A 19,898-nucleotide genomic window follows, 5' to 3' on the forward strand; every position below is an offset into this window, starting at 1 on the left:
GGCAGGCCGTGGCGATCTGTGTACCGGACTCCGCAGCGACCACTACTGGCGGGTCATCAGGTACGCCACCACGATCGCCGCGACCAGCGCCAGCGCGGCCAGCACCGCGGCGGTGATCTTGGCGGCGCTGTACGGACGCTCGCCGATGACCTCGCCGGTCCGGGCGTTGACCAGGACCTGGTACGACCGGCCGGCGTGCAGGTACGCGGCGATCCACAACGGCAGTAGGAGCAGCTTGTACGTGACGGCCGAGTAGCTGGTGCGCACGGAGGTGACCCGCTGCTCGTCGCCGCCGATGTCCGACCGGCAGTCCCGCTCGATGACCGGCGCCATCCGGGCCTTCGCCGCCGCCAGCCCCGCCTCGGGCTCGGTGTCGTACCGCAGCGCGTGATACCCGGCCAGGTAGTCCCCGTGGTAGGCGACCGCCTCGGCCAGCGGCCACGGGGTCAGCTCGTCCAGCTGCTTCTCCGGCAGGTGGGTCGTGGCAGGCACCAGCACGTCGTCGAAGTCCCGGCGGACGATGCCGCTCGCCGGATACCACCGGGTGTGCCGCACCTGCCGGGTGCGCGTCTCCTGCCTGCCGTCCACCGTCACCGTGTACGTCTCGGTGACGTAGTAGTACTCGCCGCGCTGGCCCCGGTAGTCCGAGACGGTCCGCGCGTCGAACGTCCAGTGCGGCAGGTAGGTGCCCTTGAGCGTCTCCGCCTCGCTGACCTTCTTCAGGCTGTTCGGCGCGAACCACCGGCTGCGGCACCACTGGCCCAGGGCGGCGCGCACACCCGCCTGGTCCACCGCGAACGGCAGCACCGCCTCCGGCGCGATCAGCTCGACCGCCGCGGCGTCCACCACCAGCGGCGTGACGCAGAACTGGCAGCGCTGGGCGAGCGCGTCGCTCTCGGTCCGGGCGCCGCAACCCGGGCAGACGAACGTGTACGCGCCCACGCTGGCCGCCGGCTTGCGCGGCAGGGTTGCCAGCTCCGCGTACGCGTGCTCGCGAACCTCCCGGCCGGCACCGGCGATCTGCTGCCGGTGCCCGCAGTACGGGCAGCGCAGCACCGCCGTGCCCGGCGCGTACTCCACCCGGGCACCGCAGCCGCCGCACTGGTACGACGGCGGGGAGACGGCCGTGTCGCTCATGCCGGCACTCGCTGACGCTCGCTCATCGCGACCCCCTCCGATACCGCGCTCACTGCGGCGGCAGCGGCGGTGGGACGCTGGCCAGCACCGACGCGAGCTCCGGCAGCTGCCCCGCCGGCTGCCACTGCGCCATGCCGGCCCGCCAGACCAGCGTGTCCGGGCCCAGCGTGCCCGCGCCCACCTGCTCGGCCAGCCCACCGAGGTCGAACGGGCCCTGTCGCTGCCCGGCGACGCCGATGTACCACTGCGTCTGGTTCGGCAGCGGCGGCGGCTCGGCGCCGCCCGGCGGCGCGGGCACCGGCGCCGGCTGCGTCCCCGCGCCGCCTGACATGGACCTGGCCACCTGCTGCCCCACCGCCATGCCCAGGCCCAGCCCGAGGCCGGCCCCGGCGCCACCGCCCGGGTTCTTCGCCGCGTCCTCCAGCGCGGTGGCCGCCTGGTAGCGGGTGAACCGGTCCAGGTCCCCGACCGCGCCCATGCCGGTCCGCTTGTCCAGCGCCCGCTCGACCTCCGGCGGCACGGAGACGTTCTCGATGACGAACTTGGGGATGGCGATGCCGACCTCGGCCAGTTCCTCGGTCAGCACGGCGGCCAGCCGCCGGCCGATCGCGTCCTGGTGCGCCGCCAGGTCCAGCAGCGGCACCCCCGCCGTGGCCAGCGCGCCGCCGAGCCGCCCCACGATGAGCTGGCGCAGGTACTCCTGCACCTCCTCGGTGCGGAACTGCGGATCCGTGCCGACCAGCTCCCGCAGGAGCTGCTGTGCGTCCACCACCCGCGCCGCGTACGCGCCGAACGCCCGCAGCCGGACCACACCGAACTCGGCGTCCCGCAGGATCACCGGGTTCTGGGTGCCCCACTTCATGTCGGTGAACTGCCGGGTGTTGACGAAGTACACCTCGGCCTTGAACGGCGAGTTGAAGCCGTACTTCCAGCCCTTGAGGGTGGACAGGATGGGCAGGTTCCGGGTCTCCAGCGTGTACCCGCCGGGTGGGAACGCGTCGGCGATCTGCCCCTCGTTGACGAACACCGCCGTCTGGGACTCCCGGACGACCAGCTGGGCGCCCATCTTGATCTCGTTCTGGTAACGGGGAAAGCGCCAGACGATCGTGTCCCGGCTGTCGTCCAGCCATTCCACGATGTCGACGAACTCGCCCCGGAGCTTGTCCATCAGGCCCACCGCGGCCCCCTCCCCCTGTCGCTGCCGAGGTCATCGGCGTCGCGGCGACGATAACAAGTGCCCGCCACCCGCGGCCGCCGCGCCGGTCCCCCTCCCCCCGATCACCGAGAGAACCGTGCCGCGGGCTCACCGTCGAGATGCCCCGGGGGTAGGCGGCGACCGCAGATCACGAGCAGCAGGTCCTGAGCGAGTCCACGCAGGGGTGCTCCTGATCCGTACGCCCAGTCGAGGTCGGTCGCCTGCAGGCTGACCCCGGTGAGGTCGGTACCGAAGTACGTGACGTTCCGTGGCCGCATGCCGGCCAGCACCAGCGCCACCCGGTCCGGCGGGATGCTGCGAGGCAGCCCGAGGCCCACGGTGATGTCGAGGCCGTGGATGACGTCGTGCGACAGCGCTCCGGCGACCCCGCCGCCGGGCGGCGTCCAGGGGTGGTCGATGTTGTCCCGCAGCGCCGCGATCAGCCGCTCGGTCGGCATGCCTGCCGCGTCGCGGCGGGCGGCGCGGTCGGCCATCCGATCAAAGCTGCCGCGCGCCTTCATCAGGTCGATGAGGATCCGCCGGAGGGAGGTCCGGAACGGCATCGTAATGTGCGCGACGACCTCCCGCACCCGCCAGCCGTCACACAGGGTGAGCGAATCCCATCGCTCCGCCGGCAGGGCGGCGAGCAGGTCCGCCAACTCGCGCCGTTCCGCCGCCACCGCGGCTCGGAGCCGATCTTCCATCGTCCGTCTCCCGTCCATTGCGCGGACCCGTCCGGATCCGCACCAGGGGATACGACGGAGGCGTTCCGAACTCATCGCTGCCGCCGTACGTCGGCCGGTTTCCGTATGGTCGGGGGCGTGGTGGACACGACGGTGGACCGGCTGGAGCCGTACCGGGTGGAGCTGACCGGCTACTGCTACCGGATGCTCGGGTCCGGGTTCGAAGCCGAGGACGCGGTGCAGGAAACCCTGCTGCGCGGCTGGCGGTCGCTCGACCGGTACGACGAACGGCGGGCCTCGCTGCGGACCTGGCTGTACCGCATCGCGACGAACGTCTGTGTCGACATGCTGCGCGGCGCGCGGCGCCGTGCCCTCGCGATGGATCTCAGCGGCCCGTCGAGGGCTGGTGCGGAGATCGGCGCGCCGGCCACCGAACGAGCCTGGGTGCAGCCCGTGCCGGATGATCTGGTGCTGCCGGCGGACGGCGGCCCGGAGGAACAGGCCGTGCGCCGGGAAACGATCCGGCTGGCGTTCGTCGCCGTCCTCCAGCATCTGCCGCCCCGCCAGCGGGCCGTGCTGATCCTGCGCGACGTGCTGTGCTGGCGGGCCGAGGAGGTCGCGGATCTGCTGGACACCACGGTGGCGGCGGTGACCAGCGCCCTGCAACGAGCCAGAACGACGCTCAAGGCCGCCGGGGTGACGCCGGGCGAGCCACTGCGGCCGGACGACCGGGCCCAACGCGACCTGCTCGCCCGATACTGCGACGCGTTCGAGCGACACGACGTGACCGCGCTGGTGGCGCTGCTGCACGAGGACGCCACCATGTCGATGCCACCGTTCCGCTGGTGGATCCGCGGCCGGACGGAGATCCGACAGGCTCTGCTGGCACCGGGAACGTGCGAAGGAGCCCGGCTGGTGCCGGTGGCGGCGAACGGATCGCCGGCGTACTGGCAGACCCGGCCGGATCAGGACGGCGTGCACGTGCCGTTCGGGCTGGTCGTCCTCGACGTGTGGCAGGGTCTGGTCACCGGCAGCACCACCTACCTCGACCCCGGCCGGCTGGTCCAACTGTTCGGCCCGCCGGCCGAGCCTTGGCAGCCGGTCGGGGCCTTGCCGGCCGGCCCGCCACGGGTCGCCGGGCCGTTCGCGAGCCGCCGCGCGGCGCACCGATGAGTCCGACGGCTCCGGTACGTATTCCCCGGTGGGTGACAGCCACGCCGATCGGAGGCGCAATCAATGACAACGGTCCAGCCCGTCATCAGCACGCCCGACCTGGGCCGCCTGCAGGCGTTCTACGCACGCTTGTTCAACGCCGTGCAGGTGCGACGGTTCCCAGCTGACGGCCCGCCGTTCTTCGTCGGCCTCATGCTGGGCGACTCGGAGGTCGGCCTGGTCAGCCAACCCGACACCGACCTGTCCACGCCGCCGCGGATCCTGCTCAGCGTGGACGTCGAGGACGTGGACGCGCTGCTGGACGAGGTGGTGGCAGCCGGCGGGCGGGTGCTCGGCCCACCCAACGACATGCCGTGGGGCCAGCGGGTGGCGCATGTGCACGACCCTGACGGCAACCTGATCAACCTGACCCAGGTGATCTGAGAAGACCAGGTGCCGGAGCACGCGTGGCGTGCTCCGGCACCGGTCGGGGAGCCGGCCGGCACCGGCTCGCCGTCATCTCCTCACAGACGGGCCTTCAGGTAGGCGCCGGCCGCGAGCAGTTGCGTGCGGGCCGACTCGTCGGTGGCGGTCCTGGCCGCCGCCGCGAACCGGTCCAGCGCGGCCTTGGCCGGGTCCTTCTGGCCCGCCGCCGCCGTGCTCTTGGCCGCCTGGAGCTGGCCGAACAGGTGGTCGGCCAGATCCTCGCTGATCAGGCCGTCCGCCTGGTATCGCCGCACCAGCGCCTGGGCGTTGTCGTAGGTGGCGACGATCTCGAACGAGACGGTCACCTCCGTGGTGTTGCCGGCCAGGTCGGTCGCCACGACGGTCAGTTCGTGGCCGCCGGCCGTGGGCTGGACACCCGCGCCGCTCTCGATCGCCACCCCGTCCAGGCGGAGGGCCACCGAGTCGACGCCCGACGCGGCGTCGCGGGCCGTGGCGGCGATCGGCAGTGACCTGCCGAGGTCGTACTTGCCGCCGTTCGCCACGCCGTCGACGGTCACGACCGGGTCCGTGGTGTCCACGGCCAGGGACACCGCCTTCAGCGCGGAGATGTTGCCGGCCTCGTCGATCGCCCGGAGCCGCAGCTCCCACCGGCCGTCCTCGGTCACCTTGATCGGCTCGCGGTACTCGGTCCAGGCGCCGTCGCCCTCGACGAACTCGATGCGTACCGGCCCGCCGCGGTCATCGCTCGCCGAGGCGGTGACCGTCACCGGCGAGGTGTACCAACCGCGCTTGCCGTTCGGCTGCGCCGGGTCGACCGCCACGGTCAGGCTCGGCGCCGTCGTGTCGAGAATCCGGAAGTAGTCGAAGCCGACCGTGACCGGCTGCGCCTGCTCCGGACCGAGCGCCATCAGACCGAACGAGGTCATCACGGCGTCGTTGGTGACCGGCTGGCCGAGGGAGGTCCAGTTGACCCCGCCGTCGCTGATCTGGGCCGAGTAGGTGTTCCCACTCCGGCTCAGCCGCAGGTAGTACCAGCCGCTCTCGGACGAGTCGGCGATGTCGATCGACCGGTTGCCGCCGTTGCCGAACTGCGCGTTGCGTTCCGAGACGAGCTCGGCGCGCAGGTTCGTCGGCGTTCCGGCGTTGTTGTTCGCCACCACGTCGAACTTCACGTAGTTGTCGTCGTTGTTGTAGACCAGGAAGCCGGCCAGCTGCCACTTGTGCAGCATCGTCGGCGTCAGCCTGGTCTCGATCGTCCAGTTACCGGCGGCGACGTCCGCGGGGATCTTCTGCAGGATGAAGTTCCGCGGCGAGTCGTTGTTGGTGCCGTTGATGTCGCCCGGCTGGGTCTCGATGCGCAGCGCACCGCCGCTCACCGCGGCCTTGGTCGAGTCGTACCGCACCACCGAGTTCCACCGGCAGCCGTCGAGCGTGCTGCCGTCGAACTCGTCGCTGGGCGCGCGGACCCCGTCGTCCGTGCCGTCCGGCGTGATGGTGAAGTGGTCGAACACCGCGTTGACCCGTGCCGCCCCGGTGTCCCCGGCGGCCATGGGGCCGACGGTCGCGTTCGGGATGACGGTCGCGGAGCCGGCGAGCGCCGTCCAGCTCTGACCGTCGGCGGAGTACGCCGCGGTCAGCTTCTGACCGTCGCTGACCAGTCGCAGGTGCGCGGTGGCCGGGAAGTCCGCCGGCAGACCCACGTTGGCGTGCCAGGTCCGCGTCCCGCCGGCCTCGGTCTGGAACTCCATGATCCGACCGCCGGACGAGGAGCGGGTGAACGCCAGTTTGACATAGTCGTTGTCGGTGCCGTGCATGAGCAGGCCGGCGTGCTGCCACTCGCGGTCGTGCGGGATGGTCACCTTCGTGGTGATCGTCCACGGTCCGACCTTGGCGCGCTGGCCGGCGTAGCTGATCGGTCCGGTGTTCGCCTCGTTGATGTCGCCGTTGGTGACCGGCAGCACCAGCCCGCCGTTGGTGACCCGCACCGGCAGGTTCGGGGCGTTGCGCACGGTGGTCCACCGGTTGGTGTTCAGCGTGTCACCGTCGAAGGTGTCCGAGCCGCGGATCGCGCAGCCCGGAGTGGTCTCCGGCGGTGCCGGGTGGATGGCCTTGTCGACCAGGGTGAAGCCCGTGAACTTCACTTCGCTGGTGGCCGACGTGTTGTGCGCGGTGACCGCGAGGCCGATGTCCTGCGGGCTGGCCGCGCCGGGCAGCGTCACCGGGTCGCCGACCAGGGTGAACGACTTCCCGTCCTTGCTCCAGTACCCGTAGTACTTCCCGCCGTCGCGCACGATCCGCACCCAGGACGGGTAGCTGGTGTTGCTGGCGCCGGTACTGGCGTCGAGCTGGCCGTTGCCGTCGGTGTCGCGCAGCCACTCGAACCCGAGGCCCGCCCGCATCGTCATCGCCGCGTACCCGGGCGACCTGCCGGGCTGGGTGACGTCGTTCCGGACGATCAGGCCGGCCTTGGCGGAGTTATTCGTGTTCGTCTGGCTCTCGATCTTCACCGTGGCGGTCCAGGTGTTGCCGGCCGCCGCCGGCAGATACACCGAGCCGTACTGGTCGGTGCCCTGCCACATGTTCTCGCCGCCGGCGTTGATGATCCAGGTGTCCTGGTCCGGCCGGTCGAACGCGGCGGTGGTGTTGCTGTAGGTCTGCCAGGCTCCGTAGAGGTCACCGACCTCGACCTGCACGACGCGGGACTTGGCGTGGTAGCCCTTGTTGTTGGTCGCGACCGCGGTCAGCTGGTAGCGCTTCTGGGTGGACGCGTTCCACTTCATCGAGTACGGCGCCGTGGTGTCGACGCCGATCGACGTGCCGTCGACGAAGAACTCGACCTTGGTGATCGTGTTCTCCGCGTCGCTCGCGGCTGCGGTCACCTGGATCTCGCCCGGCTCCAGCTCGTCGGTCGGCGTCGGGGAGGTCACCGCGACCTTCGGCTTGCTCGTCGGCGAGACGCCCTTGCCGTCGGCCTCGATGAAGTTCAGGCGCCGCTCACCGGCACCCGGGAACACCGCGTACAGGGTGAACGTCTCGCCGGGGTCGGGCACCTCGACCGGGACGTCCACGTAGCCGCCGCCGCTGGTCGCCGGCACCTGCGCGGTGCCCAGCAGCGCGCCGTCCGGCGCGCCCCGCCGGAGCTCGATCCTGCCCGCACTGGCGGCCGACGCCCGCAGGATCAACCGGTCGACGTTGTGCAGGTTGACCGGGTCGTACGACGCCCAGGCGCCGTTCTGGCCGGCGATGGAGTTCCCGTGGCCCTCGACGTCCCGCGACGAGCCGACCGTCACGTTCGACGAGTTGTCGAAGAACTCCGCCTCCCGCTGCTTCGGGAACATCAGGGTGGTGTCCGAACCGGTCAGGCTCGGGATGCCACCCGCGCCACCGGAGTCGGCGTAGCGGCCGTCGATCGCGTAGAAGACGTTCATGTCCTCGCCGTGTCCGCCGCCGAGGTCGGCGACCACCTTGCCGGTACGCCCGTGCAACGGTTCGGCCGGGTGCGCGTGCTCGTCGTGGCCCATCGCCGGCTGGATCACCACGTCGGCGTCGTCGATCTGGGTGTCCTCGGCGTCGCTGACCGACAGGTCCCAGCTCACCTCGTCGCCGAAGTCGAAGAACGCGCCGTTGGGCGGCTGGTTGAACTTCACCTTCGGCCGGGTGTTGCCGACCGTGATCGGCACCGTCGTCGTCCCGGTCTTGCCGGCCGGGTCGGTCACCGTGAGGCGGGCGTTGTAGACGCCGTTCGCGGTGTAGGTGAAGGTCGGCTTCGGCTCGGTGGAGTCGGCGGAGCCGTCACCGGTGAAGTCCCACTCGTAGCGCAGCTGCTCGTTCTCCGGGTCGGTGCTGCCCGAGCCGTCGAAGCGGACCTGCAGCGGCGCCTGGCCGGAGTCGGGCGAGGCGCTGATCTTCGCCGTCGGCGAGCGCGAGCCGGAGATGTAGTCGACCCGGTACAGCCCCGAGTTCGGGTTGTCGCGGCCGAAGCCGCCGCCCCAGTCCAGCACGTACATCGAGCCATCGGGACCGAACTTGGAGTCGATCGGGGCGAGGAACTGCTGCTGCGGCAGGAACGGGTTGACCTTCTCGACCCCGCCTTGCCCGTTCGGGATGATCGAGTACATCTTGTTCCGCGACCACTCGTAGAAGAACGGCTTGCCGTCGTAGGACGCCGGGAACTTGGTGTCGGACTGCAGGTTCGGGTCGTACTTGTAGAACGGGCCGCCCATCGGAGCCAGGCCGCCACCCTGCGGGATGACCGACGGCACCGAGGAACGCTTGTAGCCGTACCACATCTTGGCCGGCTTGGCGGGCGGCAGCTCGGTCAGGCCGGTGTTGCGCACCGAGTCGTTGATCGGGCGGGCGCAGTCGAAGTACGCCCCGACCGTCACCGGGTTCGTCCGGTAGTCCACGTCCCGGAACGGCTCGTTGTTGCCCATGCACAGCGGCCAGCCGTAGAAGCCGGGCTCGGTGATGAGGTTCCACTCGGCGATGCCGGCGGGTCCGCGGTCCGGGTTGTCGTTGCTGTTGTCCGGCGAGTAGTCCGCCAGCCCGATGGCCCCGGTCTGCGGGTCGATCGAGAACCGGAACGGGTTGCGGAAGCCCATCGCGTAGATCTCCGGCCGGGTCTTCGCCGTGCCCGGCGGGAACATGTTGCCTGCGGGAATGGAGTAGCTGCCGTCCGCCTCGGGGCGGATCCGCAGCAGCTTGCCGCGCAGGTCGTTGGTGTTGGCCGAGGTCGCCCGCGCGTCGTGGAACGTGCCGTCCCGCTCGGACAGCGGCGCGTAGCCGCCGGACGGCTCGGAGTGCGGGTTCACGTCGTCGCCGACGCTCAGGTAGAGGTTTCCGTCCGGGCCGAACGCGAGGCCGCCGCCGGTGTGCCCGGGCTCGTCCGGGAGCCGGCGCGCCGGCACCTCGAGCAGGACCTTCTCCGTGGCCCGGTCGATCTGCGAGCCCGGCCCGACGGTGAGCCGGGACAGGCGGCTGACGAAGTTCGCCGGGTCGCTGTCGTTCGTGCTCGCCGGCGCGTAGTAGATGTAGAGGTAGCCGTTCTGGGCGAACTTCGGATCGAGCGCGATGCCGAGCAGGCCGTCCTCACCGCCGGAGTACACGGGGATCGTGATCGCGGTGGAGGTGGTCTTCGTCCGCGGGTCGTACACCCGGATCTGGCCGCGTACCAGCTCGGTGAAGAACACCCGGCCGTCCGGTGCGACGTCCATGGCGAACGGGGCGCTGGTGTTCTGGTCCAGCGGGACCCGTTCGAACTGGTCCCACACCGTGCCGCCGCAGTCGCCCTCGACCATGCCGGCCGCCCACTTCACGCCGCCGACGATGTGCTGCACCAGCCCCGGCTCGCCGGTGTAGTGCGCGCCGAAGTGGCCCATGCCGGTCATCCAGGCACGGCCGCCGTCGTACGGCTTGCACCACGAGATCGGGTGGTCGTAGCCCATGGCGTTGTTGCCCGGGTTGTACGTCGTCTCGTCCATCGTGGCGAGTACGTGCGCGTTGCCGCGGACGTTGAGCGCGTAGTTGTACCACTCGTCGGCGCGCTCCCACCGCTGCGGCAGGTGCGCGGTCGACGGGTGGCTGTGGTCCTCGACGCGGACAGTGCCGGGCAGGCCGGGGCTGGTGCCGGTGGCGGCGTGGCCGGGCATCAGCGAGCCGATCATGTTGTCCCACCACGCGTAGTTCCCGCGCATGTCGGTGGCGTTGTGGATGGCGACGATGCCGTGCCCGGCCTTCATGTAGCGCTCCATCGCCGCCTTCTGGTCGGCGGTCCACGGGTCGCCGGAAGCCTGGAACATCACCAGGGCGTCGAAGTGCGCGAGGTCCTCGTCGTTGAAAATCGACGAGTCCTCGGTGTGCTGCGAGGTGATCCCGGCGTTGGCGAAGGCGGCCTGCAGCACGGGAACGCCCTGCTCGATCGCCTCGGTGTGCCGGAACTGAGTGGTCTTGGTGAAGATCAGCACGTGCGCTTGGCCATGGTCGCCCGGGTGGGCGACCGCCGGCGCTGGGCTGATCATGGACAGCGCGAGCGCGCCGACGACGGGTATCGCTAACAGTCGTCCCCACCGGGGACGCCAGGTCACGTTCATGAGATGCGGTACCTCTCTGGGACGCGAGGAACTACTGGTGTGGTCATGACCGTGCGGCGTGCCGGCGCCGTCGGAGTGGGGGTGGAGCTGGCCGTCGGTGCTAGGGCATCACCGCCCGCAGGAACTTCAGGCCGTCGATGGCGATCGCGTCCTGGCTCGCGGCGAGCGGGCGCCAGATGGAGGCGGCGGTCGCGATCGTCGCGTTCTCCGCAGTGAACGACTCGATGCACAGGGGGCCGCCGTAGCCCGCCGCGTCGATCGAGGCGAGGATCGCCGGCCAGTCCAGGTGATCGGCGCCGGGCGTGCCGCGGTCGTTGCCGCACACCTGGACGTGTGCCACCCGGCCGGCGGCCGAGCGGATGGCCGCCGGGATGTTCGTCTCCTCGATGTTCTGGTGGTAGAGGTCGAGCGCGACGCCGCAGTGCGGCAGGTCGCCGATCGCCTCGAGGGTCTGGCCGACGGTGTTGAGCAGGCTCGTCTCGTAGCGGTTGAGCGGCTCGACGGCCACCGTGACGCCGGCCGCGCCCGCGTACTCGACGACGGGGGCGAGGCTCTCCCGAAGTTGCGCGTACGCCGCGGCCCGCTCGGCCGGTGACAGCCGCCAGGTCCGGCCGACCGAGGCGTATGCCGGTCCGGCGATCACCGGCGAGCCGACGGTCGCGGCGGCGTCGACCACGCGGAACAGGTAATCCTGTGTGGACCGGATGGTGGCCGGGTCCGCCGCGACCAGCTCACGACCAGGGGGCATCACGAGGCACACGGTGGCGCCCAGGCCGTGGTCGGCGAGCACCTGGGCAGCCCGCCCCGGCTCCCAGTCGTCCGGGTTCTCCACCGGAAGCTCGAGCACGTCGAAGCCCCACCCCGCGACCCTGGCCGCGAGGGCGGCCAAGGTCGCGTCGGTCAGCGGCGAGGCCCACACCCAGGTGTTGACCCCGAGCGGATGACCGATCACCGCCACGGCCCCGGGTAGCCCGGCATGCCCTCGCAGCCGCACATTGCGTAGTGCAGTGGCGGCATGTCCTGCTTCACGTAGTCCTTGACGTTGTCGCCGGTGATCCGCGGCTGCGGCAGCACCCACTCCTTCGGCACCTGCTCGCCCTTGAGGATCTTCAGCGCGGCGATGATCGGCGTGCGCCACTGGTAGGTCGGATAGGTCGGCGCGACCGCAGTGAGGCCCTCGTCGACCCACAGCCGCAGGAAGTCCTGCTGGTCCTCGCCGACGATGGCCGGGACGTCGACCCCGGCGTCCTGGAAGGCCTCGGCCGCGGCGACGGCGGTCGCGCCGGCATCCATCCACACGCCGTCGATCCGGCCCTCGCGCTGGATGTAGTCGGCCACGATGCTCTTGGTCTTCGCCGCGTCGCCGTCGGTGAACTCCACACCGACCACCTTCAGCTCGCTGCCGCCGAAGATCTCGTTGGCGGCCGCCCAGCGCTGCTCGAGCACGTCCACACCGGGCAGGATGCGCAGAGCGAGAACCTTGCCGCCCGGCTTGACCTTCTCCTTCAGGAACTCCGCGCCGTCCGCACCGAAGGCGAAGCCGCCGATGGGGTGGATGAAGGTGACCGGGCAGCTGGTGTTGACGCCCCGGTCGAACACGATCACCGGCACGCCGGTCTGGCACGCCTGCTCCACCGCCGGCGTCAGTGTGGCGGTGGTGTTCGGCGAGATGATGATCGCGGAGCAGTTCTTGCCGGACAGCGACTGGATGTCGCTGATCTGCTTGTCGTCCTTGGCCTCCGCATCCAGCACGGTGAACGTGGTGATCTCCGGGTGCTGCTTCACCTCCTGCTGCATGGTCTTGAAGCCCACCTGTCGCCAGGGGTTGTTCACCGCGGCGTTGGAGAAGCAGAGGGTGTATTTCCCGCCGGGCTTGGCGAACTTTGCGGTGTCCACCATTTCCGGCTCGAGCATCTGCTCCCACGGCTTGCCGTCCGGGCCCTGCGGCGTGGCGCCGCGGAACGCCAACTGGCGGTCGTACTCCGCCTGGTCGAAGAACTTCGACTTGTTCGCGTCGGAACTGGGTGATCCGCCGGCAGTGGCCGTGTCGTCGGGCAGGTCGCTCGAGCATCCGGCGAGCGCCAGTGCGCCCGCCACGACCACCGTGGCCCATTTCTTGGTCATTATCGTCGATCTCCTTACTAACCTTGGGGACTTCAGGAGGAGGCAGGTTGCGCGGGTGCCGCGCTGCTCCGCTGTTTCGGCCACCACCGCAGCCGCTGCCGCACGCCGCTGCCGAGGGAGGCGTAGGCGACGGCGGCGATGATGATCACGCCCTGCACGGCCGACTCGAGGGCGCCGCTCACGCCGAGCAGGTTCAGCAGCGTGAACAGGGACTCCAGCGAGAGCGCGCCGGCGGCGGCCGCGACCACCGACCCGCGTCCGCCGCCGAGCAGCACGCCGCCCAGCACGACGGCGGTGATCGCCCGGAACTCCAGGCCGTCGCCGACCTGCGCCGAGACGCCGGCGAACCCGCCCAGCAGGATCGCGGCGACCGCCGCGAGCAGCCCGGACAGGACGAACGCGAGCAACCGGAGCCGGTCGACCTGGCCGCCGGACAGCCGCACGGCGGCCTCGTTGTCGCCGACCGCGACCAGCGCCCGGCCGGTGCCGCCGCGCATGAACAGCGCCGCGGCCACCAGGATCGCCAGCAGGATGAGCACCGACCAGGGAACCTCGCCGAGCACGGGGACCTCCACGGCACCGCGCCCGAACATCCGGAACCCGGCCGACAGCGCGCCGCGTGGGGCACCCCCGGTCCACAGGAAGATCGCGCCGTCGAGCACCAGCAGCATGCCGAGCGTGACGATGAACGACGGCACCAGGAGCTTTGTCGTGACCAGCCCGTTGACCAGGCCGACCAGCAGGCCGAACCCGAGCACGAGCAGGATCACCCGCGCCGTCGCGGACTCGCTGCCGTTGATCAGCCGGGCCGCGATGACCACCCCGGCGGTCACCAGCGCGCCAACCGACAGGTCGAACCCGCCGGAGACGATGACGAAGTACTGCCCGATCGCGAGGATCATCAGCGGCGCGGCCCGCTTGAGCAGCGCCAGGTAGCCGGACGGCTCGGCGTAGGCCGGTCCGGCGATCGCGAGCCCGAGCAGCAGCACGAACAGGACGACGAGCACCGGCGCGGTGCCCTCGGCAAGGCGGGGACGCCAGGTCATGCCAACCTCCCACGGCCGCGGCTGGCGATCATGCGGCGGGCGTAGAGCGCGACCGCGGTCACGAGTACGACGCCGCGCACCACGTCCTTGAAGAACGGATCGACCTCGAGGTCGTCGAAGATGGTGTCCAGGGTGGCGAGGATGAGAACGCCGCCGATCGTGCCGACGACGCCGCCCCGGCCACCGGCGAGCAGCGTCCCGCCGAGCACGACGGCGGCGATGGACTCCAGGTCGTACCCGGCGTCGGTGCCGACGTACGGTGCCCCCGACCCGAGCCGGCTGGCGAGGTAGATCCCGGTGAGACCGGCGGCGAGCGAGCACAGCACGTGCGCGGTGACGATGACCCGGCGGGTGGGCACCCCGGACAGCCGGGCCACCTCGATGTCGCCGCCGACGGCGTACATGTGGTAGCCGGGGCGGGTCCGCGACAGGTACCACCAGGCCAGTGCGGCGGCGGCCAGCATGAGCAGCGCCGCGACCGGTATCGGGCCGATCCGGTCGTAGCCGAGGTGCTGGAAGCCGCGCGGTACGTCGCCGGCCGGGCCGGTGTAGTTGTCCTCGAGATAGCCGCGCAGGATCAGCGCCACACCGAGCGTGGCGATGAACGCGTTGGCCTTGAGGACGGTGATGACCAGCCCGTTGACCAGGCCGACGCCGGCGGCGACCGCGAGCGCCAGCAGCACGCCGGGCACGAGCATGCCGTCCCGCCCGGCCATCGTCTCCGCGGCGATCAGTGAGGTGAGGCCGACCAGGTAGGCGACGGACAGGTCGAGGGATCCGGTGAGGATCACCATCGTCTGTCCTATCGCCACCAGACCGAGTGCGGTGGCCCGGGTGAGGATGTTGAGGATGCCGCCCTGGTCGAGCAGGACCTCGCCGCGCAGCCCGACGAGCACGCTGCCGACGACCAGCAGCGCGACGAGAGCGAGGTAGACGATGACGGTCGGGGTGAGCCGCCGACGCACCACCGGCCCCATGGCCTTCTGCTCGACCGGAACCGTGTTCTCCCGAAGAATGCTCACGCCACCTCACCGATCCCGTGTCCGGTGGCCAGCGCCATCACAGCCCCCTCACTCGCGCCGGCAGGCAGCTCACCGGCCAGCGCGCCGTCGTGCATGACGAGGATCCGGTCACTCATCCCGATCAGCTCGGGAAGCTCCGAGGAGATCATCAGCACCGCCACCCCGCGCCGCGCGAGGTCGCGCAGCAACTCGTGCACGGCCCGCTTCGCGCCGACGTCGATGCCGCGCGTCGGCTCGTCGACCACCAGCACCCTCGGCGCGACCGCCAGCCACTTGGCGAGCACGACCTTCTGCTGGTTGCCGCCGGACAGGAAGCGCACCTCCTGGTGCTCCCCGCGGGCCACCACGGTCACCAGGTCGAGCAGCTCCGCCACATCCGACTTCTCGCGGGAGCGCCCGCCGCGCAGCGCGGCGCGGCGCACCAGCAGCGTGTTGTCCCGCACGGACTGCCCAAGCGCCAGCCCGTCCCCCTTGCGGTCCTCGGTGACCAGCGCGATCCCGAGGCGCACGGCGGTGCGGGGCCGGGTCACCCGCCGGGTCGCTCCGTCGACCTCCAACGAGCCGCGGGTGAACGGCTCGACGCCGAACACGGCGCGCGCGACCGCCGAGCGGCCAGACCCTTGCAGCCCGGCCAGCCCGACGATCTCCCCGGCACGTACCTCGAGGTTCAGGCCGCGGAGGCGGTCGTTGCCGGCGCCGCGCAGCGCGAGGCGGACCGCCCCGAGGTCGTCGGGGACCGCCCGGTCCGGGTAGTACTCGCCCAGGTCACGGCCCACCATGTGGCGGACCAGGTCCTCCGAGGTCAGCTCGCTGGTCGGGGCGCAGGTCACGAACTGGCCGTCCTTGAGCACGGTGATCCGGTCGGAGAGGTCGAACACCTCGCGCATCCGGTGCGAGACGTAGAGGATCGCGATGCCCCGCTCGCGCAGCCGCCGCACCAGGTCGTAGAGCAGCTCGACCTCGTGATCGGCGAGCGCGGCGGTCGGCTCGTCCATGCCCAGCACCCGCGCGTCGGTCGACAGCGCCTTGACGATCTCCACGACCTGTCGTTGGGCCACCGACAGTGACGACACGGTGTCGGCCGGATCGATCCCGTCCTCGCCGAGCCAGTCCAGCAGCTCGCGGGTGTCGGCCATCATGCGCCGGCGGTCGACCTGCATCCGCCGCACCGGCTCGCGGCCGAGGTAGACGTTCTCGGCAACGCTGCGGTGCGGCAGCAGGGTGAATTCCTGGTGGATGATGGCGATGCCGGCCCGCTGCGCGTCGGTGGGACCGGCGAACGACATTTCGGCGCCGTCGACCTCGATGGTGCCGCCGTCCGGCCGGTGCACCCCGGCCAGCACCTTGAGCAGCGTGGACTTGCCCGCACCGTTCTCGCCCATCACGGCGTGCACCTCGCCGCCCCGCAGCTCCAGGTCCACCCCGCGCAGCACCGGCACGCCGAGGAAGGACTTGGTGATCCCGGTCAGCCGCGCGCTCGTCGTTGGGCCGGGCGTCATGCCGGCACCTCTGTCCACGCGCCGTCCGCCGCCGCGGAGGCCAGCACCGCGTCGGTGATCCGGACGGCGCGCAGGCCGTCCGCGAACGTGGGCAGCCCGTCCGGGACGTCCGCGCCACGCACCGCCCGGTAGGTGTCGGCGACGAACGCGTCGAAGCAGTCCTGGTAGCCCTGCGCATGCCCGGCGGGCAGCCGGACGTAGCGCGCGGCGGAGGGGTGCAGCGTGCCAGGGTCACGCAGCAGCGTCTGGCCGCCCTCGCGCCGGCCGACCCACAGCCGCTCCGGGTCCTCCTGGTCGAAGCCGAAGCTCGCCTCGGTGCCGGAAAGCTCCAGGTGCAGCCGGTTCTTGCGGCCTGCGGCGACCTGCGACACCACCAGCGTGCCAACCATGCCGGCGGCCGTGGTGAAGTGCACGGTGGCCAGGTCCTCGGTGGGCTCCCCGGCTCTGCGGGCGCGCTCGTGCACGACCGCGGTGCGCGCGGACAGCCGGGCGATCCGGTCGCCCGTGACGAACTCGAACAGGTCGCACCAGTGCGAGCCGATGTCGGCGAACGCTCGCGACGGCCCGCCGACCGCGGCATCGACCCGCCAGTCGTCGTCGGACGGGCGGGACAGCCAGTCCTGGAGGTAGCCGCCGGTCACGCTGGCGACGACGCCCGCCTCTCCGGCGGCCAGCCGGGCGCGCAACTCGCGCACCATGGGGTGGAAGCGGTAGACGAACGGCACCGTGGCTACCCGATCGCCGGCCGCCGCCATCAGCGCCGTGGCCTCGACGCTGCCCGTGGCGAGGGGCTTTTCGCAGATGACGTGCACGCCGGCGGCGAGCGCGGCGGCGGCCACGGGGGCGTGCGACGCGTTGGGCGTGCACACGTGCAGCACGTCGATCTCGGCATTGTCGAGCAGGGCCGCCAGGTTCGGGTAGCCCTCGTCCGCGCCGACGGCGCGAGCCGCAGCGGCGGCGCCCTCGGGGCGCGACGCCACCGCCGCCACGACGGTCGCTCCGGCGCGCCGGGCCGCCTCCGCGTGCACCTGGCCCATGAACCCCGCGCCGACCACCGCCACGCGTAGCGTCTGCTGGTCGGATTCGAGGCCACCACCAGACGCCGTAATGACATCGGTCACAGACATGTGACGACGGTAACGTCCACTTATGACGATCGTCAATCAAAAGATGTATCTACATCGACCATACTTAGATGATCAACATCTCGAACCCTCGCGCCAGCCGACGTAACGCGGCCACTTCGGTTTAATTAGGGGATGAACAATGGGCACAGCGCCGCCCCGACATCGCCCGGCGACTTGCTTCAGCTGCTGCGCGACGGGCAGGCACGCACCCGAGCCGAGCTGGCAACCGAGACCGGACTGGCCCGGTCGACCGTGCGCCTGCGCCTCGACGCGCTCACGGATGCCGGACTGGTGACCGACTGGGGCAGCGACGCCGTCACCGGCGGCCGGCCCGCCAGCAGGTTCGTGTTCAACGCCCGCGGCCGGGCGGTGCTGGCAGCCGACGTCGGGGCCACCCACGCCACCGTCGCCATCGCCGACCTGACCGGTGAGCCGCTGGCCGTCGAGAGGCTCACCCTGGACATCGCCGACGGGCCCGACGCGGTGCTCAGCCTGCTCATCGACACCTGGCGACGGCTGTGCGCCAACCACGACCCCGCCGCCCCCATCGCCGGCGTCGGCATCGGACTGCCCGGCCCGGTCGAGCACTCGACCGGCAAGCCGACCCACCCGCCGATCATGCCCGGATGGAACGGATACGACGTGCCCGCGCGGATCGCGGTTGACTTCGCCGTGCCGGTCCTGGTGGACAACGAGGTCAACCTGATGGCGCTCGGGGAGCACGTCCGCTGCTTCCCGGACGAGGCGCACATGATCTTCGTCAAGGTCGCGACCGGCATCGGCTCCGGTCTCATCAGCAACGGCCAACTGCACCGCGGCGACGTCGGCGCGGCCGGCGACCTCGGACATATCCTGGCCCCACACGCGGACGACGTGCAATGCCGCTGCGGCAACAGCGGGTGCCTGGAGGCCGTGGCCAGCGGCCCCGCCATCGCCGCGAAGCTCCGCGCCGCCGGGCTCGACGCGACGAACAACGCCGACGTCGTGGCCCTCGTGCAGGCCGGCAGCCCGATCGCCGGCCAAGCTGTACGGCAGGCCGGCCGGGACATCGGCGAGGTGCTGGCCGCCGGAGTCAGCCTGTTCAACCCGTCGCTGATCGTGATCGGCGGGGCGGTCGCGCAGGCCGGCGAGATGCTGCTGGCGGGAGTCCGGGAGTCGATCTACCGCCGTTCGCTGCCGCTGGCCACCGAGCGCCTGCGCATCGTCACCTCACAGGCCGGCGCGAACGCGGGCGTGGTCGGCGCCGCGGCGATGGTCGTCCAGCATGTCCTCTCCCCCACCGTGCTCGACCGCGAGCTGGCCTGATCCACGCCGGGCGAACCCCTACCGGTCGGTGCGGCTGCACGGGCCGGGCCGGGTCAGCCGCCGTTGGTCGGCCGGTAGGTACGCGGTCGGCGGGCGGGTGCGGCCGGATTGGTCACCCCACTGACCGCCGCCAGGAACTTCGGGCCCATCGCTGCCCGGGCCTGCACCGCGGGATGGGTGGCGCCGAAGTTGTCGGAATCCGCCTGCCCGTCGGCGAACAGCACGTAGGTCAGCACTGGGGCGCCGGCCGCGTCGAAGACGATCCCCGCCTCGTGGCGGGCGTCGGCGAACCAGCCCGCCTTCGTGGCCACCCGGGCCCGCTCCGCCGAGGACATGGTGCGCCGGATCCCGTCGGTGAAGGCGATCGGGGAACGCAGCAGATTGATCAGGAAGGTGGTCGAGGCGGGCGAGAGCAGCGTGCCGGCGACCAGCGCCTGCAGCAGATCGTGCGTCTCACGAGCGGTGCTGGTGCCGAGAAAGAACCGGTTCGGATTGGCGACCGGTTGAACCTGCGTGTGGGGGAACCCCTTGGCGATCAGGATCTGGTTGAGCTCGGCGGCCGGGCAGACCAGCCCACAGAGCCGCACAGCGGTGTCGTCCGAGACCGTCAGCAGCGCGGCGAGCGCATGACCCAGGGTCACCGAGCTGGGGTATCCCGTGTCGAGGCCGAAGATGCCGTCACCGCCCGGCACCACGATCGCCGCCGTGACCTCCACCCGCTGGTCCAGGGTGAGCAGGCCCCGGTCGACCTTGTCCAGCACCGCCACGGCCACCGCGACCTTGTTGACGCTGTAGGCCTCGACCACCGTGTCGGCGTTCTCCTGCACCGCGACCCGGGGCGCGCCGCCGGCACCGGCGACGCTGAGGTACGAGTACCAGTTTCCGCCAGCCCGGGTCCGCTCCCGCTGGTAGGCCGCCGCCACGTGGTTCACCGGGGATCCGCCTTCTCCGCCGTGCGAAGTGGACGCACCGCGCGACGCCCCCGCGGCCGGGCTCGCCAGCCCGAGTACCGCACCGGCGGTGGCCATGGTGCCGACGCCCAGCGCGGTCCTACGATTCACTCTGCTCGCCA

Annotated in this window: 14 protein-coding genes; 3 read left to right on the forward strand and 11 right to left on the reverse strand. The window is 71.3% G+C overall.

All coding sequences use genetic code 11. The annotated features are described in order from the left end of the window. Positions 1 to 42 precede the first annotated feature (42 nt). The 3 genes from A6A27_RS08420 to A6A27_RS08430 all read right to left on the reverse strand — a co-directional run bounded on the left by A6A27_RS08420 (position 43) and on the right by A6A27_RS08430 (position 3,036). The gene (locus A6A27_RS08420; RefSeq protein ID WP_073833980.1) at positions 43 to 1,137 is read right to left on the reverse strand and encodes a hypothetical protein; all 1,095 of its coding nucleotides are present in this window, start codon (positions 1,135 to 1,137) and stop codon (positions 43 to 45) included. Positions 1,138 to 1,186: 49 nt separating this feature from the next. Beyond that, positions 1,187 to 2,305 (reverse strand): SPFH domain-containing protein, encoded by a 1,119-nt coding sequence (locus tag A6A27_RS08425; protein WP_241825153.1) that lies wholly within the window; start codon positions 2,303 to 2,305, stop codon positions 1,187 to 1,189. 110 nt (positions 2,306 to 2,415) lie between these two features. Further along, positions 2,416 to 3,036, reverse strand: a complete 621-nt coding sequence (locus tag A6A27_RS08430) for a maleylpyruvate isomerase family mycothiol-dependent enzyme (protein WP_073833982.1) — start codon at positions 3,034 to 3,036, stop codon at positions 2,416 to 2,418. Between the two features lie 117 nt (positions 3,037 to 3,153). On the opposite strand from A6A27_RS08430, the gene A6A27_RS08435 reads away from it, so the two are divergent. Continuing rightward, positions 3,154 to 4,188 (forward strand): sigma-70 family RNA polymerase sigma factor, encoded by a 1,035-nt coding sequence (locus A6A27_RS08435; protein ID WP_241825154.1) that lies wholly within the window; start codon positions 3,154 to 3,156, stop codon positions 4,186 to 4,188. A 63-nt stretch (positions 4,189 to 4,251) separates the two neighbouring features. Beyond that, a complete protein-coding gene (locus A6A27_RS08440) occupies positions 4,252 to 4,611 on the forward strand; it encodes a VOC family protein (RefSeq protein WP_073833984.1) in 360 nt (119 codons plus the stop codon). A gap of 80 nt (positions 4,612 to 4,691) precedes the next feature. Here the strand turns inward: A6A27_RS08440 and A6A27_RS08445 are convergent, their stop codons facing one another. The 7 genes from A6A27_RS08445 to A6A27_RS08475 form a co-directional block, all read right to left on the reverse strand. After that, complete coding sequence (locus A6A27_RS08445) at positions 4,692 to 10,703, reverse strand: ThuA domain-containing protein (RefSeq protein WP_083672499.1); 6,012 nt, start codon at positions 10,701 to 10,703, stop codon at positions 4,692 to 4,694. Between the two features lie 100 nt (positions 10,704 to 10,803). Continuing rightward, on the reverse strand, positions 10,804 to 11,655 hold the full coding sequence (locus A6A27_RS08450; protein ID WP_241825155.1) for a sugar phosphate isomerase/epimerase family protein: 852 nt from the start codon (positions 11,653 to 11,655) through the stop codon (positions 10,804 to 10,806). Then, the gene (locus A6A27_RS08455; RefSeq protein WP_073833986.1) at positions 11,652 to 12,827 is read right to left on the reverse strand and encodes a substrate-binding domain-containing protein; all 1,176 of its coding nucleotides are present in this window, start codon (positions 12,825 to 12,827) and stop codon (positions 11,652 to 11,654) included. Before A6A27_RS08455 ends, A6A27_RS08450 begins: the two co-directional genes overlap by 4 nt. A gap of 32 nt (positions 12,828 to 12,859) precedes the next feature. Continuing rightward, positions 12,860 to 13,873: an ABC transporter permease gene (locus A6A27_RS08460; protein WP_073833987.1), complete on the reverse strand. Its 1,014-nt coding sequence runs from the start codon at positions 13,871 to 13,873 to the stop codon at positions 12,860 to 12,862. Continuing rightward, positions 13,870 to 14,895, reverse strand: a complete 1,026-nt coding sequence (locus A6A27_RS08465; protein ID WP_241825157.1) for an ABC transporter permease — start codon at positions 14,893 to 14,895, stop codon at positions 13,870 to 13,872. The genes A6A27_RS08460 and A6A27_RS08465 overlap by 4 nt, the downstream gene beginning before the upstream one ends. Continuing rightward, positions 14,892 to 16,394 (reverse strand): sugar ABC transporter ATP-binding protein, encoded by a 1,503-nt coding sequence (locus A6A27_RS08470; protein ID WP_073833988.1) that lies wholly within the window; start codon positions 16,392 to 16,394, stop codon positions 14,892 to 14,894. Before A6A27_RS08470 ends, A6A27_RS08465 begins: the two co-directional genes overlap by 4 nt. Continuing rightward, entirely contained in the window at positions 16,391 to 17,521 is a 1,131-nt protein-coding gene (locus tag A6A27_RS08475) for a Gfo/Idh/MocA family protein (protein WP_073833989.1), read from the reverse strand. Before A6A27_RS08475 ends, A6A27_RS08470 begins: the two co-directional genes overlap by 4 nt. A 132-nt stretch (positions 17,522 to 17,653) precedes the next feature. On the opposite strand from A6A27_RS08475, the gene A6A27_RS08480 reads away from it, so the two are divergent. Then, the gene (locus A6A27_RS08480) at positions 17,654 to 18,826 is read left to right on the forward strand and encodes an ROK family transcriptional regulator (RefSeq protein WP_073833990.1); all 1,173 of its coding nucleotides are present in this window, start codon (positions 17,654 to 17,656) and stop codon (positions 18,824 to 18,826) included. A gap of 53 nt (positions 18,827 to 18,879) precedes the next feature. On the opposite strand, the gene A6A27_RS08485 is transcribed toward A6A27_RS08480, so the two are convergent. Continuing rightward, positions 18,880 to 19,758 (reverse strand): serine hydrolase, encoded by an 879-nt coding sequence (locus A6A27_RS08485; RefSeq protein ID WP_241825158.1) that lies wholly within the window; start codon positions 19,756 to 19,758, stop codon positions 18,880 to 18,882. Positions 19,759 to 19,898 lie beyond the last annotated feature (140 nt).

The sequence above is a fragment of the Micromonospora sp. CB01531 genome (genome assembly GCF_001905095.1).
Lineage (GTDB): Bacteria > Actinomycetota > Actinomycetes > Mycobacteriales > Micromonosporaceae > Micromonospora.

Excerpts from the sequence above, each read along its gene's own strand:
- A6A27_RS08420 (WP_073833980.1), bottom strand. The coding sequence starts at position 1,137 with ATGAGCGACACGGCCGTCTCCCCGCCGTCGTACCAGTGCGGCGGCTGC.
- A6A27_RS08425 (WP_241825153.1), bottom strand. The coding sequence starts at position 2,305 with ATGGACAAGCTCCGGGGCGAGTTCGTCGACATCGTGGAATGGCTGGAC.
- A6A27_RS08430 (WP_073833982.1), bottom strand. The coding sequence starts at position 3,036 with ATGGAAGATCGGCTCCGAGCCGCGGTGGCGGCGGAACGGCGCGAGTTG.
- A6A27_RS08440 (WP_073833984.1), top strand. The coding sequence starts at position 4,252 with ATGACAACGGTCCAGCCCGTCATCAGCACGCCCGACCTGGGCCGCCTG.
- A6A27_RS08445 (WP_083672499.1), bottom strand. The coding sequence starts at position 10,703 with ATGAACGTGACCTGGCGTCCCCGGTGGGGACGACTGTTAGCGATACCC.
- A6A27_RS08455 (WP_073833986.1), bottom strand. The coding sequence starts at position 12,827 with ATGACCAAGAAATGGGCCACGGTGGTCGTGGCGGGCGCACTGGCGCTC.
- A6A27_RS08460 (WP_073833987.1), bottom strand. The coding sequence starts at position 13,873 with ATGACCTGGCGTCCCCGCCTTGCCGAGGGCACCGCGCCGGTGCTCGTC.
- A6A27_RS08470 (WP_073833988.1), bottom strand. The coding sequence starts at position 16,394 with ATGACGCCCGGCCCAACGACGAGCGCGCGGCTGACCGGGATCACCAAG.
- A6A27_RS08475 (WP_073833989.1), bottom strand. The coding sequence starts at position 17,521 with ATGTCTGTGACCGATGTCATTACGGCGTCTGGTGGTGGCCTCGAATCC.
- A6A27_RS08480 (WP_073833990.1), top strand. The coding sequence starts at position 17,654 with ATGAACAATGGGCACAGCGCCGCCCCGACATCGCCCGGCGACTTGCTT.